This window comes from Cohnella sp. LGH (assembly GCF_017671885.1).
GTDB lineage: Bacteria > Bacillota > Bacilli > Paenibacillales > Paenibacillaceae > Cohnella > Cohnella phaseoli.
In genome coordinates this window covers 5,683,357-5,701,559 of the sequence record NZ_CP072117.1, presented here as the reverse complement: position 1 = coordinate 5,701,559, position 18,203 = coordinate 5,683,357, and the positions used below count along the sequence as shown (strand labels likewise).

The window sequence follows — 18,203 nt, the reverse complement described above, 5'->3', positions numbered from 1 at the left end:
TAATTCAGCCCCTCTTCTTAAACTTTTTACGGAATTGCAAGGGCGAGACCCCTTCTTTGCTTGAGAAACAACGGGAAAAGTAGGCGGTTTGCTGAAACCCGACTTCTTCGGCGATTTGCATGACGGAAAGCTCCGTCTTCATCAACAGAAGCTTCGCCTGTTCCAAGCGATATTGCATCAAATATTCGACCGGAGTCAAGCCGAGCACTTTCCGCATACTGCGTGCAATGTAATTGGGGTGGAAGTTCAGCGCCTCTCCAAGTAAGGCATTCGTTAACGGATGCTTGTAGTTCTGCTTCAGAAACGCTTCCGCTTGTTCGGCCAGCCGGACGGCCTGCGTATCGTTCACGGACTTCTGATCGCGGTGCAAATCCCGGATCAACTCGTCTAGAATGGATTGATGCTTCCACAAGACCAGAGATGGAGGCTCCAGTTCCGATTGAATCAGATGCTTGAGGGCATCGAATGTTTTTCCCGGAGAAGGGATCATACCGTATTTAGGCACCGCAATGGTGTACACGCGATGAAGGGGAAACTTTGTTCGAGCCGATTGGAGTTGGACAAGTCTGTCTTTATCAGGCGGCCGCTGGTCGTCGGGAATTTCCCACCATTCGCCGGCAGGCATGAAGTGCAGCCAATAGTGGTGGGTTTCCTCTTCACAAGGTCCGGCGGAGTAATGGTGCAGATCCGGGCGCAGAATCAGCATCTGTCCGGGGCCGACCCGCCAGCTTCGTTGCTCTTCCGCGATGTGGAGTGCGCCTTTCATCACGAGCAGCATATCGAAAACGCCGATCGCGTAGCGATCGGGGTGCTCGTCTCCCGGATTATACTGATTCACTCCGCCTATTACGTAAAATGGCATAGGAGGAGCAATCATGTATAGCATCGACCCGCGTTCCATAAAATGCTCTCCTTATTACGGTTTAAATAATACAAAGTAAGAATGATGCTTAACTCTATTTTATGCAAGTCTGGTAGAGAAGAAAAGAGAGAAATAGGATGAAATATTACAATTCCGAATCGTCCCGCTAAGCGCTATGAAGCCGCTGGCGTTCGGCCAGCCGAGCTGGTTTACAGGAGAGAGAAAACGAATGAAAGAGCACGCTAACAGGATGACGATCGAACATGAAGGCATGTATATCGGCTTTGCGCATACGGAGAATGGATGGATGCAAGTGGATTTTAACTCTTCCAAGGAAATGCAGGAACGGGTTTCCGGCATTCCTTTTCCGAATTTCGAGTTGGCCGTCGCGGGCCGTCATTACGGGATCAACCCAGCGCTGATCAGCGGTCTGACCGCCCTGTCTTCTGAGATGAGATTGGCGTCCCATTCCGCCGACGCTGAAGGGCTGCAGCTTCTGTATCGGCACGAACAGCTGCAACTGAAGGTACAGGTCCATATGCGGTTTACGCTCGGGGCGGCTGCGATCCGCCAGACAACGACCGTCACCAATGAAGGGAATTCGCCGGTCGTGCTGACCCATCTGTCCTCGATGTGCATACAGGGCGTCGCCACGGACGGACTTCTGCCTTGGTACGACAAACGCAAAATCCGCGTTCATTACTGCCGTCAGACTTGGAACGGGGAAGGCCAATGGCGTGTCGGAGATCTGGAGGAGCTGGGCCTGTATCCGACATCGGTCCACCCGAGCACGTCGGCTGTCCACTTCTCTTCCGTCGGCAGCTGGAGCACGGGCAAGCTGCTGCCGTTGATCGTGCTGGAGGACTTGGAGACGGGTAAGTCATGGTATTGTCAGTTGGAGACGTCCGCGAACTGGCATCTCGAGATCGGCCATCGCGGTTCTTGGAGCGACGATAGCGGCGGCTTGTTCATTCACGCGGACGGAGCCGACGAGCGGTTCGGCGGTTGGAGCAAGCAACTGCTACCGGGAGAAAGCTACGAATCGATTCCGGCCTCATTCGGCTGCTGCGACGGCGATTTTTCCGACGCGATAAGGGAACTGACGGCGCACCGCCGCTTCTTGACGAAGGGGCTGTACAGGGACATTCCTTCTGCGCCTGTCGTCTACAACGATTATATGAATGCGCTGTGGGGAGATCCGACTAAAGAGAAGCTGACGCCGCTTGTCGATGCCGCGGCGGCTTCGGGCTGCGAATATTTCTGCATCGACGCCGGATGGTTCGGCGAGATCGGCTTGTCCTGGGGCAGCGGTCTCGGCGATTGGCAACCGAGCCGCAACCGGTTCGGCGAGGAAGGACTGGTGTCTTTCCTCGCCTATATCGCGGACAAAGGCATGAAGCCCGGCCTGTGGCTGGAGATGGAAGTGTGCGGAGACGACGCGGTGCTGGCCTCGAAGCCGGACGACTGGTTTATCCGCCGTTACGGTATCCGAGTGGGAGGCGGGCTTCGCTCTTTTCTCCATTTTGGCCATCCGGACGTGCGATCTTACATGCATGGCGTAATTGACCGCCTTGTGGGAATGGGTGTCCGTTACTTCAAGAACGATTACAATCTGTGCATTGGGCCGGGCGACGACACCGGGGGTCAAGCGGCCGCGGAGGGCTTGCGACGGGCGCTAGCGGATTTCTACCGATTCATCGACGAGGTGAGGGCGCGCCACCCGCAGGTGAGGTTGGAAAATTGCGGCTCCGGCGGCATGAGGGCGGACTACGAGGCGCTGGCTCATTTTCATCTGCAAAGCTCCAGCGATCAAGAGGATTACCGCAAATATCCTTCCATCATCGGGGGGAGTCTGGCTGCGGTTCTGCCGGAGCAGCTCGGCATTTGGGCTTATCCGTATCCGCTGCTTTATACAGACCTGCCGAATCCGGAGAGCATCAAGAAATCGGGCCGACTGGCGGAGATGGCCGATGGGGAGCAGACGATCTTTAATATGGTGAACGGCATGTGCGGCAGTCTGTATTTGTCCGGCCACCTTCATCTTGCCGACGAGAAGAACCGCGCGCTGATCGCGGAGGCAGTCGGGCTTTACAAGCAGGAGCGCTCGTTCATCTCGCAAGCCTATCCCTTCTGGCCGCTCGGCTTCACGAGGATCAACGACGGGCTGAATTGGGCTGCCGTCGGACTGGCGTCGCGCGACCGTTCGCGGCTGCTGCTGTCTGTCTGGAGACTCGGGGACGGGGACGAATATCGGACGATTCCGCTGGCCAGGTCCAACGGCCGGAGCGGAATAGACGGACTTCAGGCGGAGATCGTGCAGCTGTATCCTTTCGAAGGTTATGCGGTGGATTGCCATTATAGCCCGCAGACGGGGCAGTTGACCGTTCGAATGCCCATGCCTTATCAGGCGCGACTTTTCGAGATTCGGTTCGCGGCGAATTCCGCGGATGCCAGTAAAGCTTTGACCAAGCCACCGTTTACTACATGATTGAAATGAAAAGGAACGGCAAGAAAGCTGAAACCATTCAAGATTCGTTTAATCTGATCAAGAGCGAGGGCAAGTGGTATATTACCAACTTGGGTTTCTAGGAGTATAGAATAGATAAAATGTTTGATCAAAAGTCACTTTGGATGAAATTCTAATGTGGCTTTTGTTTATGTAAAATTAGTTTAAGTTGTTTATTACCTATATCCGTCCCTTCGCGATCGTTACAATAACATATAGAAGGAAGTAGTTGGATTAATTCATAAACGACGCGGGGACGATAACCGATGTTAGATTTTTTTAGATTCGATACCGATGAAGAACGACGGGCGCTATTAGTCAGAGCAAGGAAGGTCGCGTTATCCGCTATCCAACAGTATGACTTGGAGTGGGAGCGTATTGAATTTATTCAGCTATCTGACACGATCACATATAAAATCGAAACCAACACAGCCGGCCACTATTTGCTGCGCATTCATTCGGGCAGATTGAGCAGAGAGGAAATTCGTTCGGAGCTCCTATGGCTGCAAGCGCTGAACGAATCGCATGATTTAATCGTACCGGAAGGGATTGCAAATGCTAAGGGCGATTATGTAATGGAAATCCAAACGGAATCAGGATATAGACGGCCCTATGTAACGATGATGCGATGGGTAGAGGGAGAGCATGCAGTAGGAGATTTTACGGATAGCCGTGTTTATCAGATGGGGGTATTGATCGGCAGACTCCATGTCGCGGCCGGGAATTTTGTTTCGCCTTCCGATTTTGTCAGACCGACTTGGGGAATTGAAAGCTTTAGACGTGATATGGCCAAGCTGGAGCGCTATTATGAACGTTTCCTATCCGAAGAAGGATGGACGCTGTATCAAGCTGCGGCTGAGAAAGTGGTCTCCCGACTTACGACGATGCATCCCAACGAACACAACTATGGGCTCATACATGCCGATTTACATTCCGGGAATATGGTTTTTAAGGAGGATCAACCGTATCCAATTGATTTCGGCAGGTGCGGTTACGGATACTATCTCTACGATATGGCAGGGACCCTGTTGGAATTATGGCCTAAGCATCGGTGGATGCTTATTCAAGGTTACGAAAGCGTTAGAAAGTTAGAGCCGGAATATGTTCGGGTAAGAGAATTTCTGGCGGACAGGTCTTTTCTATTTGAAGTGATCGAGCCTGTGTGAGATATTGACAATACAGCAGCTTCGCTTTATTATTATAACATGATGTTAGTGAGTACTAACTATAATGAGTGGAATCGAGCTGGGAAGATAATTATGGAGAACACGATGATCTTGGACAACAAAGCCAAGCTGATGCGCGCGGCAATAGACCTCATGGCTGAGAAGGGCTACAAGGGCGTATCCACGAAGGAAATTGCAGCGGCGGCAGGCGTCAGCGAGATGACGTTGTTCCGTAATTTCGGCAGCAAGATCAACCTGCTGGACAAAGCGGTGGACCATTATCATTATTCGATTGAAATGACCCAAATTTTCGACGAGCAAGTGATAGGGGACTTGAGAGCCGACTTGCTCATGATTAGCCGGATGTATCATGAAATGATGGAGCGTAATCGCAAGTTGTTCCTCATTGTCTTGAGCGATCAAGAATTGGCTGAAATCCGCGAAAAGGCACAAAAGCATCCTCGGAAGCTATTGGAGCTATTGACGAATTATTTTATAGACATGCAGAAAAAGAGCAAAATGGTTACAACCGATGCGGAGATGCAGGCGATCACTTTCATGTGGATGAATTACGGGGCTTTTATTTCGCAATTGTTCGTCAAGTCTGAGCTTACGGCAAAATCCAAACAAGATTTTATGAGCTCAAGTGTCGAGTTGTTCGTTAGGGCTTTAAGCCCTTAATTTTTTTTTGAACAAAAGATAGTGAGCGCTAACAAACATTTGAGGAGGTTTAGGAATGAAACATTCAAATAGAGAATCGCACAAGCTTGTGGGTCAAACGGCAGCTACAGGGTTCCAAATCGGGGTTAGGAGGACGTTTCCCCTCTCGCCTGAAAAGGTGTGGTCGTTTCTAACTTCGCCCGAAGGGACACAATTGTGGCTTGGAACCGTACCTTCTCTTGCATTTAACGAGGGAGAGATTTTTGCATCCGAAGAAGGGATTTCGGGCCAGCTCAGGGTCGTAAAGCCTCTAAAGCAGCTCCGCTTAAAGTGGGGCAAGGAAAATTGGATGAAGCCGTCCACGCTGCAAATCCGGCTGCTATCCAGCCATCCCGATCGAACAACGATCAGCTTCCATCAAGAGAATCTGGATCACCCGAATACGCGGGAACAAATGAAGCTGCATTGGGAAAGCGTTCTGAGTGCCATCTGGCAGAATACAAGCACGGTAAATGATGAAGAGGAGATGGGGAAGGATGAATAAATTTAGTCATATCGATCTTAGAGTGAACGATTTAGAGAGTGTCATGCCTTTTTATGAGAAGCTGCTTCCTGAGTTGGGGTTTACGAGAACGTATCACAGCTTGAATTGGAAGGTGTTTGCGGCCGAAGGGGAATTGCCTAGCGCAGCTTATTTTGCGATTACAGAGGACCGGGAACATAAGCCCAATTCCAATCTGATTGGTTTCTGGGCGAACGACCGGGAGGAAGTCGATTATATTGCGAAGCTGGTCCAGGAAAATGGCGGTACGATTAATGACGGCCCCCGGTTGTTCCCGATTAGCCCCACGTATTACGCCGTCTATTTTGAAGATCCTTGCGGAAATAAATATGAACTGGTGCATCGGTTGAATTAAATCTCAATACGTACGGAAGCGGCGAAGAGGGGCGGCGATCCCCTCTTTTGTGCTATTATAGGGAAACGCAGAACGGTTGGAGGGACTGCATTTGCTTGAACTAATCAATCTACATAAAACGATTGGAAACCAAGACCTCCTATCGAAGATGAATCTGAATGTTGCTCCGGGACAGTCCGTTGCAATCTATTCCGCTTATGAAACGGCCGAAATGCTCATGGGCCTTCTGCAAGGCCTGTACAATGCATCCGGCGGAGATATTCGATTCGATGGCCAAGCTGCCGATAAGGGGATCATGGAGCGATTTGTTTTCGCGCTAAATGAAGAGAAAGTAAATCAACGCTTGAAGGTAAGCGAATATTTAAAGTTTTGGAGCCGTTTGTTCGGTTCGAGCATAGGGATTGAACAAGTCGCTTCGTTGGTCGGATTGACGGGCGGAGCCGATTCGCTAATTGCCAAACTAAGCGCTTCCGAGCAAATCCGCTTACAGTGGGCGAGATGTATTCTTCAAGATCGGGCGCTTGCCGTTTTTATTGATCAATCGAAGCAGATCATGGATCACGAATCGTTAGCCGTCTTGCAGGCGGCGATCGCCTTTTTGAAGCAGGAAAATAAAGCCGTTCTCGTAATGGTTGCCTCCGCCGAGCAGGCGGCCGAGCTTGGCGACCAGACGTATCGGTTGTTTAAAGGGGAGCTTCTAACGCTGCAGCAGGATACGGACAAGGCAAGCTACGACTCCCCCCGGCGAATGATCGAAATCAGTAAAGTCCCCGTCAAGCTCGACGACAAGATTATGCTGCTTAATCCGTTTGAGATCAATTACATTGAAGGGCGCGACGGCAGCACTGTTGTTTACGTAGACGGTCTATCCTACAATTGCGCCATGACATTAAATCAACTGGAAGCCCGACTGACCCCATTTGGCTTTTTCCGCAGTCATCGCTCCTACCTCGTCAACCTGCAGCAGGTTCGCGAGCTCGAAGCTTGGACAAAGGATAGCTACATTCTTAAGCTGGATGGCGTACAAGGGATAACTGTCCCTCTATCCAAGTCCAAATATCTGGAATTGAAGGAGCAGCTGGATATTTGATCCTCGCCTTTCATTGCCTGCAGCCGCTTTTCACCCTCGATTTAACGCTTTTCGCGGCATTTTTACGGTTATCGGACATTGAGCGCTGTAAACTGATAGCAAGTCGGCAGGGAGGAGGTTGTAATTGAAGCAAAAGAGCGCCGTATGGCGTGCGCTGCTGTATCGGGAAACGAGAATCGTGATGCGCAGCCCGCAAGTGTTAATGTTTATCATGCTGCCGATTTTATATGCTGTCATCTACAACATAATCGGCCAGCAAATGTTTACCGCAGTACAAGTGTGTATAAGCATGGCTCTTTCGATTTGCGGCGTCTTTGTTGAGGCGTTGCTGATTGTTGCGGAGAAAGAAACCAACGAATGGCGAACACTTAATCGCGCAGGAGTCTCTTTGATGACGCTGCTCGGATGCAAAACCGTAGTAACAGTGACGATCTCCTTACTTACCGTATTGACTTGCAGTATGATTACCGGGTATGACTTCTTGCAGGTTGTGCAGCTGATGATTGTTCTATTGCCTGTTTTAGGAGCCTTTATATCTGTGGGCGTCATTGTCGGATTGACTTACAATTCGATGGAGGAAATTGTATTAACGAAATTGCTGCCTATATTATTAATAATGGTCCTCGTTATTTTGCCGGTACTCATTCCGTTACAGAACAACATCCGGCTCCTTGCCTGGTATAAACACTATCCAACAGGCATTCTGTCGGCGGCAATGAACGTTGTTGCAGAGGAAGGGAGCTTTGGAATACTGGCGGCGCTGGCCTTGAAAGCTTGCTTGTGGACGGTTGTCGTCGGGGGGGCCGGTTACGGATTAGTCTGGAGAAAACAAGGGCGGTAAGTCACATCATGCAGGCAGCGTCCGGAGGTTAAAGATGGATATCGGGAGTATATTGGAGAATGTAAAAGAAGCTAATATTTTTATTCAATTGGGAACCGTGTTTATAGTTTCGCTTGTTCCTTTTTTAGAAGGATATGTTGCGGCTTCAGTCGGTATTGTGATAGGATTCCCCGCTATTCCGACGATTATCGCCGCCTGCTTTGGAAATTGGATTTCCGTCATGGCGATTATTGTATTGTATGAGAAGCTGAGCCGCCGTCGAAAAGCCAAACAGAGCGGCGGTCATTCCGGCAAGCGAATGGAACGCGCCCGCAATTTATTCAATAAATACGGCGTGCCCGGCGTCGCGTTGATCGGGCCTTTAATTTTCGGTCATCATATTGGGGCGTTCATCTCGCTCGTGTCGGGGTCATCCAAGCGTTATGTCACTTTGTGGATGACGATTGGGATTCTGGTATGGACGATCGCTGCGGGAGCGCTGGCTGCTGTAGGCATTGATTTTGTAAGCAGCTTGCGGTAGGAATCGAACCCGATTGGATGAACATCGAACTCAAATAAGTCAAACGTCAGTCCGACCTTCTCGTCGGCTGACGTTTTTATTAAATTGAGGACAGAATACCGCAACTTTCCAAACCCGAAAACGTTTTGTTGTTGTAGGGTTAAATGAAGGGAGCGGGACCAGTTGAGGAAGTCGATTCGTGCGGTGTTGATGCTTTTGCTTATCTTGGCTATGTTTGGGTGCGATACCGACAAGGACAAACCTGCAAGGATAGATCAGCTTCATATGGATGCGACTCGAGAGAATTCGCCTGCGCCCGCAGAACCGGAAGCAGATGTCCCCGTTTTGCCGCTTAAAGAATATGTGGAGCTGCCGGCGAAGCATTATGTTGAGGCAATAGAAGCGCTTAGCGACAGTGAACTGCGAGTGAAATTAACGGATATGCAGACAGATATAGAAACGAATCGTTCCTATTGGGCCCTGATCGATATGAACACTAAAACTATCACAAAAACGGACGATATAGTAGAGGAAATGCCTCCAGGAAATTGGGAAGTGGAAAGCCCAACTGGAAAGTGGATAGCGGAGTGGGATATGAATACTCCGGGCATCTGGGGCATAGCTACGGATACGGGAGACAAGACGCAATGGACGGACAGCGACGGAGACAGAAATCCACTCTGGCTAAGCGATGGGAGCGGCTTTTACTATTTGCATTCAACGGGTGTCAATTTGGGGGATGGAGCCGGATTTGAAGCTACGCTCGCCCATTATGACATTGCAACAAGGAAAAGCACGGTTCTTTCTTACGAAAAGGGGTTTTGGGGAGGACTCAGGTGGCTGGTTCCCGATGAAAGCATTGTTGCTTCGAACGGATTTGACGATGTCATTGGATTGAAGATTATTCATTTACCGGATGGCACAGAAAAGCAGATTGTAGATACTTCAAATTTAGACTATTTGGATTATGCGATTCATAAAGAAGCGGGCCAATTGCTCATAACGGACTACGGGAAGTTTGCTTGGTATGACCGCAAAGGAGACATTGCCAATCAACTGGAATGGCCTGTTGAACTGGATGAATCCACGCGAAAGAACCCCAATTACGTGGAGGGCGGAAACCCATATGAACAACCCTTTTACGAAAGCGGCGTGAATGGCGGACGTGTGGGCCCTCATGGCTTGCAGTTTTCGCCAAACGGAAAGCACCTTTCCTACTTACTCGGTGCGATAGGGGAAAGCATCGATGACAAGGTATCCGGCGTAAAATTGGTTATCAGCAATACCGACGGGACAGATCCTGCTTTGGTATTGGACGATTACGTGCGAATGGATAGGGATTATGTTTGGAGCCCTTCGTCGAAACGGATATTTATCGCATTCTCGACAGAGGCGGCAAGAGAACGAGCTTATGTAGGGTGGATTTCAATCAAATAAGCAACGGTTCGATAAACGTAACAAAAGTCACATCGGAAGAGGGAGAATTGGATTATTACAACAATCGTGTGTGCGATCATGCTGGCAGCGTCTGGCTTAGGAGCATCGGCTACCTTGGCATCTAACATGGAGCCAGGGGCGTTTCAGCCGAGTAAGGGCGTGATTGAAATTCGCGACAACGGTTCCGTGGAACCGAAAGCCGTCTCTTTGCACGGGGAATGGGAGTTTTATTGGAATCAGCGACTGGAGCCCAAAGATTTTATTAACCGCAGCTTGACGCCTGCCTATATAACGGTGCCTTCTTCGTGGGGAGATGACGCCTCTGGCGAGACGGCTAAAGATAGCCACGGCTTCGGCACATATCGGCTGCTGCTGCACGTACCGGCCTCCGACCTGGGGAATAACAAGTCCTTGTTTATCCGGGCGATAGGAAGCTCCTACCGACTCTGGATTGACGGCGAAGAGAAGCCGGGGCTGGGCACAGTCGGAAGCAGTTTGGAGGAGGAGCGGCCGAGAGCTCATATCAGTTTAGTTTTTTTTCAACCGAAGAAACAGACGCTGGAGATCGTCATCCAGGTATCCAACTACTCGTTTCGTGAAGGCGGAATTAACAGAGAAATCGTTTATGGCGATACGGATGCGCTTATTCCCAGCATATTAATTGAACTGCTTTACGACATCTTTGTCATCGGCGGTTTTCTTATGATCGGTCTCTACCACATGATTGTATTCGGGATGAGAAAAAGGGATCTCCCTGCGCTCTATGTCGGGTTGGTGTCATTGGGCATTTCCATGCGGACCTTACTGATCAACGGTTATTTATCGGAGCAGCTGCTCGGGATCGAGAGCTGGGAATTGTTGACCAAGCTGGAGTATTCAAGTGAAATTTTCGAATTTATCTCGTTTGTGTTTCTCATGAAAAGCTTATATCCCCGGGAGGTTCACAGGCTGATGATGCGGTTTTCCGTGATCGTTTCAGCCGGATTGTTTTTGTTTGTTTTACTGACGCCTGCCCGTATTTTTACAGAATCGATGCTGGCTCAATCGATGCTAAAGGTGGCCATTCTGCTGTATTTTATTGTTTACGTCGGTATCAAGGCATACTTGCGCAAGAGGGAAGGCGCGCTTATTCACTTAGCTGCTATGATTCTGATTGTCTGCGCCGTGGTAAACGATACGATGTATTACTTGCGAATAGCTGATACGGTGGAACTGCTCAGCTACAGCATCGTTCCATTTATTATGACTCAGGCTATCATTGTATCCTATCGGTATGTTCGGCTTTCTCGCCGGAATGATGCGCTGCTGGAGGAACTCGGGGCTGTAAATGCGTCGCTGGAGCAGAAAGTGGCAGATCGGACAAAAAGCTTGCGGGAGGCCAATGAACAGCGAACGAAAATGCTGGCGAATATCGCCCATGATCTGGGCACGCCCTTGGTTGGCATTCAGACTTATTTGCAGCTAATGGTCAAGGGCAAACTGTCGGCCGACAACAATAAAATGACCGGTCAATTTCTGGACAAAGCAGTCTATGTGAAGCGTTTAGTCGATGACTTGTTTGAATTATCCAAGCTGGAGTCGCGGAATATCGCTTTTAAATACGAGCATGTCAAGGTTCGTTCGTGGATCGAGGAGCTGTACGGCAAGTTCGAAACAGACTTAGGCAATGAGGGGATGATTTTGCATAAAGAAATCGCGGATTTAGTCGCAGGGGCAAGAGCTTGCCTGATCCGAATAGACAAATACCGGATGCTTCAGGTTCTCCAAAACCTCATGGACAATGCAGTGAAATTCAGCAAGGGCATGAGCCGCGAGATAAAGCTTAGCGGCACTATCCGATTAAGTGGAAGCGGATTCGGAAATGAGCTCGTTGTGGAGGTGGCCGATTATGGAAAGGGTTTAACGGAAGCCGAACAAGCTCAAGTATTCAACCGTTTCTATACCAATCGCGAAAACAACGAATCGGGCAGCGGGCTCGGGCTGGCGATTGTAAGAGAAATCGTTGAGCAGCATCAGGGCAAGGTTGGTGTAAGGAGTAAACGGGGGGCAGGGAGTGTGTTTTATTTCATTTTGCCGGTTATCTCTGATGAAATGTAAGCTTATCCAAGGAGTCTCCTTTCCAAGCTATGAATGGCTTCCTGTCGATTTTGAACTCCCAGCTTGTCGTAAATGGCGGACAGCTTGTTTTTGATCGTGCCTTCGGTGAAAAACAAGCTGTCCGCCATTTCCTTGTTGGAGCATCGTTTAAGCAGCATGGCAATGATCTGGTGTTCGGTTTTTGAGAACTGTTCGTCAGTTTGGAAAAAATGCTTCAACCGCTTTTCTTTTATAAAATGGCTGTTTTCCATAGCGTATCGGGCAACCTTGGCGGCAACTTGAGCCGGCAGAACAAACTGACGATTCACGGTATCGCGAATCGCTTGAACCAGTTGTTCGAAATCCATGCCTTTGATGATGTAGCCGTTGGCTCCGTCTGCAAGCCCTTGAAAAATATACTCTTCTTCATTAAACGTCGTCAGAATCAGAATCGGCAGCTCGGTGTTCAGCTTCCGGATTTCTCTAATACAGGCGAGCCCGTTCATTTCGGGCATCTGCACATCCATCAGTACGATATCGGGGCTGGAAGCTTCTATGAAATGAAGTGCTTCCAGTCCGTTTTGTGCTGCTCCGCTAACTTCCATATCCTCTTCGGAGGCAATAATCAGCTCCAGTCCGCTTCTTAACAAAGCGTCGTCCTCGACGATCAAGACCTTTAGAGGTTTCGCCATTTCTGTTGTCTGCCCCTTCCAGGAAAAAAGTAGTGACTAAACGTCATTGAATCGCGAAATGTAGTTCTATTATACTGAAATCCGATTGGCAAAGGATATGTTTATGCAGAATTATGTCGGAAAAACGTGATATGAATAAGAGGATCAGAGAGAGGGACAGGTGATGCGCACAATGTTGAAACGTATTTTCATTATTTTCATGACATCTGTTTTAATGACTTTAGGGTCGCTTCCGCTGCAGGCTTCTGCTGACAGCTCGACAGATGTGTGGACGAAACGGGCGCCGCTGCCAACAGGAGAGTATTTGCTCAGCGTAATTTTCGCCAACAACAAATTCACGGCAGTGGGAGGCAACGGCACGATTCTGGCTTCCGCCAACGGGATCGACTGGACGGAGCAAACATCCGGCACGACAAAAACTCTTTCTGAAGTCATATACGACAACGGTATCTATGTCGCTGTCGGAGTGGACGGTACCATTCTCACTTCCGCGGACGGGAGCATTTGGACGCCAAGCCAATCAGTAGGAACAACATCAACCTTGAGCGGTGTCGGCTACGGCAACGGCAAGTTCGTTGCGGTTGGGGCCTCCGGCACGATTGTGACCTCCAGTGACGGGACAAGCTGGATGTTGCAGGATTCCGGCACGGATAAAGGCCTTAATTCTGTCAGCTTCGGCAATAATGTGTTTGTTGCGGTCGGGCAAGGCACCGTGCTGTCCTCCGGGGATGGCGTGAACTGGTCGCCTCAAGATGGCAAATTAATCGGTTCGATAGATGACGTCAGCTATGGCGGTAGCAGCTTCGTGCTGGTAGGTGCGGGTGGCAAAATTTCAACTTCTGCCAATGGATTGACATGGACGGCTCAAACCTCCGGAACATCGTATCAATTCCAGGGCGTTGGTTATGCCAATGACACTTTTTTTGCTATTTCATATACTTCCGGAGCCAGTACGGAAACCATATGGACTTCCCGCAATGGAGCGGTCTGGACGCCGAAGGATTCGGGAGCGACCGGCCCGCTTAGTAGTATCGCCTACGGCAATGCCACATACGTCGCCGTAGGAGCCAATGGCCGAATTGTGACTTCCGCTGACGGCGAAGCGTGGATCATTCGCAATTCGGGCTCTGACAACGGCAGCAGCGACCATTTTAGCGGGCTCGGTTACGGCAACAACGGGTTTGTTGCGGTAGGGAACTCCAATGATATTGCAACCTCCGGCGACGGCATATTCTGGACAGCTCGGAACTTGATCGTGAACTACTCGGCTCCATTAAAAAGCGTCGCGTTCGGCAACAATCGTTTTGTGGCGGTGGGAGGCGGCGGCACCGTCATCAAATCCACGGATGGCGGAGTGAGCTGGGATGACCATAAGGCCAGCTCTACAACTTCAAATTTATTAACGAGTATCGCTTACGGCAGCGGACTGTTTGTTGCTGTCGGACAAAACGGCACAATTATTACCTCTCCTGACGGGGTTACATGGACAAGCCGGGTGTCAACGACTTCAAGCTTTTTGAGCGGTATTACTTACGCCAACAACATGTTTGTTGCCGTCGGCTCCGCCGGTGAAATTCTAACTTCCTCTCATGGGGTGAATTGGAATAGCCAGAATTCCGACAGCACTACTCTCTACAGTATCAGCTACGGCAACGGCACGTTTGTTGTAGGAGGACAGAGCGGCGCTATTCTGACATCTGTTGACGGCGAGCATTGGACGATTCAACAGAAATTAGCCAACTCTAATGTGTATGGTCTGGCTTTCGGCAACGGCTTTTTTACTGCGTTGTTGAATGGCGGTTCAGTCTGGTATTCCTTTGACGGCGTTTCCTGGAAGAAGGGAAATTCCGGGGCAACGAGCACATTGAACAGCATTCAGTTCGCAAATAATCAATTTGTGGCGGTTGGCGATAAGGGACTTATCCTTCAATCCAATGCCTTTTCCCTTTACAGTGTAACTTATAACGGCAACGGGAGCACCGGAGGCAGTCTGCCAAGCATGAGCAAGCCTTACTTGGACGGCGATTCTGTATCTGTTCTGGGAAACACCGGAGCTCTGGTCAATGGAGACCTTACGTTTGCTGGCTGGAATACCAAGGCGGACGGAAGCGGTACGGATTACGCGCCATGGGCGAGCTTTAACGTTGCTGCGGACAATGTCACGCTGTATGCGAAGTGGAAGAGCGCATCCACAGTTACCTATAACGGAAATGGCAACACAGGCGGCTCCGTTCCGGTAGACAGCAGCGCGTACGTGGAGGGGGCGACGGTTACGGTGAAGGGGAATACGGGCAACTTGCTTAGAGCTAGCCATACGTTTGCGGGCTGGAACACGAAGGCGGACGGAAGCGGTACGGACTACTCCGCAGGGGCGAGCTTTAACATGGCTGCCGATGATGTAACGCTGTATGCAAAGTGGGAAGTCATTAAGGGCGATGTCGACGGAGACGGTAAAGTGACCCCGGCGGATGCACTTTACGTGACTCAATATGTTAAGGGAATCATCCAATTAACGGAAACGCAGAAGAACATTCTTGATATGAACGGAGACGGCTTGGTGACGGCTGAGGACGCCAAAATGATTTTGCAAATTTACATGGGAGGTGGGTTGGCGTGAGTGAGCGTTTACTTGGCCGCACTTGGCAATCTGAGCGAAGAGCAGTATCAATCCTTCTAATCATTTGCATGATCTTCTCCTTCGGAACGTTGGCAAGCGCAAGCGTGGTTCCGGTGTCAATTGAAATCGAAAGCGCATCGGGCGCACCTGGGGATACCGTGACCGTGGCGGTGTATATGGCTCCGGGAGATACTTCATTTTATGACTTCTCGATGACTCTCAATTATGATTTGGACGTGTTTGAGGAAGTTCAGACTGGCGATGTAGGCTTTACCTCTATGGTCAGTGCCAATCCCAATGTATCGCTGGACAAAATTGGGACGACAGGTTTGATCGCGCTCCAGGATGCTAGCCCTATTGCCTTTGATAAGGAAAAGGTATTTTCCATTCAGTTCAAGATCAAAAACTCGGCTGTAGCAGGAAGCAGCACTTCCATTTCAGTTGCTTCCGGAACGGCAACCTATACGGTCATGGGAGCTCCGCCGGAGACCATCCTGGATACCAACATTACCTCCGGTACGGTAACGGTAACGGGAACGGGAATGTCAGATACGGCGGCTCCTACTGTCATTCAGGCAACCTATACGAACATTTCGGCGCGAACGCCCGAGCTCCAACTGACGTTCAGTGAGCAAGTAACGGCGGCAGTGCACAAAAAAATTGTAATTCGCAAAGTCTCGGACAACAGCAATATCGTCACGATCAAGGCGGATGATACGACGCAGGTGAGTATCGCAGGAGCGATGGTGTCTATCAAACCGGCTGGGGTATTAAGCCACGGAACGGATTACTATGTGCTGATCGACGAAGGGGCGTTTGTCGATGCCTCCAACAATGCGTTTGCCGGCTTTGCCGGTACAACGGATTGGATGTTCACGACCGATGCGGCTGTGCCGCAAACGGTGACGGTCGATATCGGCAGGGTGACCGGTACGGCGGGGAGCACAGTAAGTGTGCCGGTTACTGTAGCTGCAGCCTCGGGCAGCGTTGGCGCTTATGGAATAAAAATCAGCTTTGACAAGACGATTCTGGAAGTAAGCTCGATCACGGGACAGTCCGGGGATCATTTCGCGTCAATGTTCGATAACGCTGACGGCTGGCTGAAGGCAGCGTGGGCCGATGCTTCGGGCGGCGATCATGCGCTTGCCGCGGGCAGCGCGATGTTCACGGTACAATTCCGGATCAAAGTGAATGCGGCGCCGGGTGAGACAGCTTTGAACGTCAGCGATGAAAACGATATACAGTCGTTTACCTTCAGTGATACGGCAATCGTTGAAATGACAAAGATGGTGTCATCCGGCAAAGTAACAATTGTATTGCCAAGCCGGTCGTCGAGCAGCAGTCCATCCGCCTCGGCGGCAAATGCGCCGGCGGGAGTCGAAGTGCTGGTGAATGGCAAAGTGGAGCAGGCGGGAACTGCTGTCACGACGACCGTTAGTAACCAAACCGTTACTACAGTAGCGGTCGATCAGATGAAGCTGGAGGGTCGTCTTGCGGCGGAAGGCCAAGGCGCAGTCATTACGATTCTGGTCAACACGGGATCCGATGTCGTCGTCGGCGAGCTGAACGGGCAGATGGTGAAAAATATGGAGGGCAAGCAGGCGGTCGTCGCAGTTAAAACTGAACGCGCCACGTATACGCTGCCTGCGCAGCAAATTAACATCAGCGCCATCTCGCAACGATTAGGGAGGAGCGTGGAGCTGCAGGAGATCAAGGTGAGAATTGTCATTGCCGAGCCAACGGAGGAACAATTAGAATACATTGAACGCTCCGCTGTGGGAGAAAACTTCCAACTGGTTGCGGCGCCTGTGCAATTTAAGGTGGAAGTGACTTACGGGGATCGAACCGTTGAAGTGTCGGAGTTCAAATCTTATGTAGAACGTGAAATTGCCATTCCGAAAGGCGTGGATCTGAGCCGGATCACGACAGGAGTTGTGAACGAGCCGGATGGAACCGTCCGCCATGTACCTACGAAGATTGTGACCGTGGATGGCAAATATTATGCGAAAATTAACAGCTTAACGAACAGCGCCTACTCAGTAGTTTACCACCCGAGAGAATTCAAGGACGTCGCGGGTCATTGGGCGCAGGATGCGGTTAACGATATGGGCTCGCGGATGATTGTCAGCGGAGTTGAAGCAGAGCGGTTTTATCCAGATCAAGCGATAACCCGTGCGGAGTTTGCGGCCATTATCGTCAGAGGCTTGGGGATGAAGCTGGAATCCGGAGAGGCGCCATTCTCCGATGTGCCGCCTGAGCGCTGGTTCCATACGGCGGTGCATACTGCTTATTCGCATGGATTAATCAATGGATTTGAAGACGGGCAATTCGCACCTGCCGACAACATTACACGCGAGCAAGCGATGGTCATTATAGCCAAAGCGATGAGCGTAACTGGATTGAAGACGAGGCTGAAAGCCGCAGAGGCGGATGATATTTTAAATGTGTATCAGGATGCAGGCATGGTGGCTGAATGGGCCAGGAGAAGTGCTGCAGACTGCTTGCAAGCCGGTATTGTGAACGGTCGGAGCAATCATGAACTTGCTCCGAAAGCAACCGTTACCCGGGCTGAAGTTGCCCTGATGATTCAAAGATTGCTGCAAGTATCCGAGCTGATCTAATGCATTAGGGATACCCTTCGAGGATGGAGGGTATCCCTTTTCCGATTGTAAATGGCCGAAAATTAAATATAAATATGGAGCGAATTGAGAGAAGCATGTCCAACGTATATGATATTATAGAAATTATCTGTTTACAGAATAAATCAACATGGTATATTTTAATTTTGAAAATAATATTCCTAGAGCAATGCTGAACTTCTTTTTACTTCAGTCCAAACG

The 18,203-nt window shown here is 50.1% G+C and carries 14 protein-coding genes; 12 read left to right on the top strand and 2 right to left on the bottom strand.

Annotated features, from left to right (window positions below; all coding sequences use genetic code 11):
• Positions 1–4: 4 nt before the first annotated feature.
• Positions 5–901, bottom strand: coding sequence for a helix-turn-helix domain-containing protein (locus J4772_RS24110; protein ID WP_209071726.1), 897 nt, complete (start codon positions 899–901; stop codon positions 5–7).
• Between the two features lie 190 nt (positions 902–1,091).
• On the opposite strand from J4772_RS24110, the gene J4772_RS24105 reads away from it, so the two are divergent.
• From J4772_RS24105 to J4772_RS24060, 10 genes are all read left to right on the top strand, one after another.
• On the top strand, positions 1,092–3,350 hold the full coding sequence (locus tag J4772_RS24105; protein WP_209071725.1) for a glycoside hydrolase family 36 protein: 2,259 nt from the start codon (positions 1,092–1,094) through the stop codon (positions 3,348–3,350).
• 284 nt (positions 3,351–3,634) lie between these two features.
• Positions 3,635–4,534 (top strand): phosphotransferase enzyme family protein, encoded by a 900-nt coding sequence (locus J4772_RS24100; protein WP_209071724.1) that lies wholly within the window; start codon positions 3,635–3,637, stop codon positions 4,532–4,534.
• A 93-nt stretch (positions 4,535–4,627) separates the two neighbouring features.
• Positions 4,628–5,215 (top strand): TetR/AcrR family transcriptional regulator, encoded by a 588-nt coding sequence (locus J4772_RS24095; RefSeq protein ID WP_209071723.1) that lies wholly within the window; start codon positions 4,628–4,630, stop codon positions 5,213–5,215.
• A 55-nt stretch (positions 5,216–5,270) separates the two neighbouring features.
• A complete protein-coding gene (locus J4772_RS24090) occupies positions 5,271–5,738 on the top strand; it encodes an SRPBCC family protein (RefSeq protein WP_209071722.1) in 468 nt (155 codons plus the stop codon).
• Positions 5,731–6,111 (top strand): VOC family protein, encoded by a 381-nt coding sequence (locus tag J4772_RS24085; protein WP_209071721.1) that lies wholly within the window; start codon positions 5,731–5,733, stop codon positions 6,109–6,111. The genes J4772_RS24090 and J4772_RS24085 overlap by 8 nt, the downstream gene beginning before the upstream one ends.
• A gap of 91 nt (positions 6,112–6,202) precedes the next feature.
• Complete coding sequence (locus tag J4772_RS24080; protein WP_209071720.1) at positions 6,203–7,201, top strand: LytTR family transcriptional regulator DNA-binding domain-containing protein; 999 nt, start codon at positions 6,203–6,205, stop codon at positions 7,199–7,201.
• 124 nt (positions 7,202–7,325) lie between these two features.
• Complete coding sequence (locus J4772_RS24075; protein WP_209071719.1) at positions 7,326–8,042, top strand: hypothetical protein; 717 nt, start codon at positions 7,326–7,328, stop codon at positions 8,040–8,042.
• Positions 8,043–8,076: 34 nt separating this feature from the next.
• On the top strand, positions 8,077–8,562 hold the full coding sequence (locus J4772_RS24070; RefSeq protein ID WP_209071718.1) for a small multi-drug export protein: 486 nt from the start codon (positions 8,077–8,079) through the stop codon (positions 8,560–8,562).
• 162 nt (positions 8,563–8,724) lie between these two features.
• Positions 8,725–9,978: a hypothetical protein gene (locus tag J4772_RS24065; protein WP_209071717.1), complete on the top strand. Its 1,254-nt coding sequence runs from the start codon at positions 8,725–8,727 to the stop codon at positions 9,976–9,978.
• A 114-nt stretch (positions 9,979–10,092) separates the two neighbouring features.
• Positions 10,093–12,075, top strand: a complete 1,983-nt coding sequence (locus J4772_RS24060; RefSeq protein WP_209071716.1) for a sensor histidine kinase — start codon at positions 10,093–10,095, stop codon at positions 12,073–12,075.
• 2 nt (positions 12,076–12,077) lie between these two features.
• Here J4772_RS24060 and J4772_RS24055 read toward each other — a convergent pair whose 3' ends face one another.
• A complete protein-coding gene (locus J4772_RS24055) occupies positions 12,078–12,746 on the bottom strand; it encodes a response regulator transcription factor (RefSeq protein ID WP_209071715.1) in 669 nt (222 codons plus the stop codon).
• A 172-nt stretch (positions 12,747–12,918) separates the two neighbouring features.
• Here J4772_RS24055 and J4772_RS24050 point away from each other — a divergent pair, with 172 nt between their 5' ends.
• Positions 12,919–15,363, top strand: coding sequence for a DUF6242 domain-containing protein (locus J4772_RS24050; protein WP_209071714.1), 2,445 nt, complete (start codon positions 12,919–12,921; stop codon positions 15,361–15,363).
• The gene (locus J4772_RS24045; RefSeq protein WP_209071713.1) at positions 15,360–17,984 is read left to right on the top strand and encodes an S-layer homology domain-containing protein; all 2,625 of its coding nucleotides are present in this window, start codon (positions 15,360–15,362) and stop codon (positions 17,982–17,984) included. Before J4772_RS24050 ends, J4772_RS24045 begins: the two co-directional genes overlap by 4 nt.
• Positions 17,985–18,203: the final 219 nt, after the last annotated feature.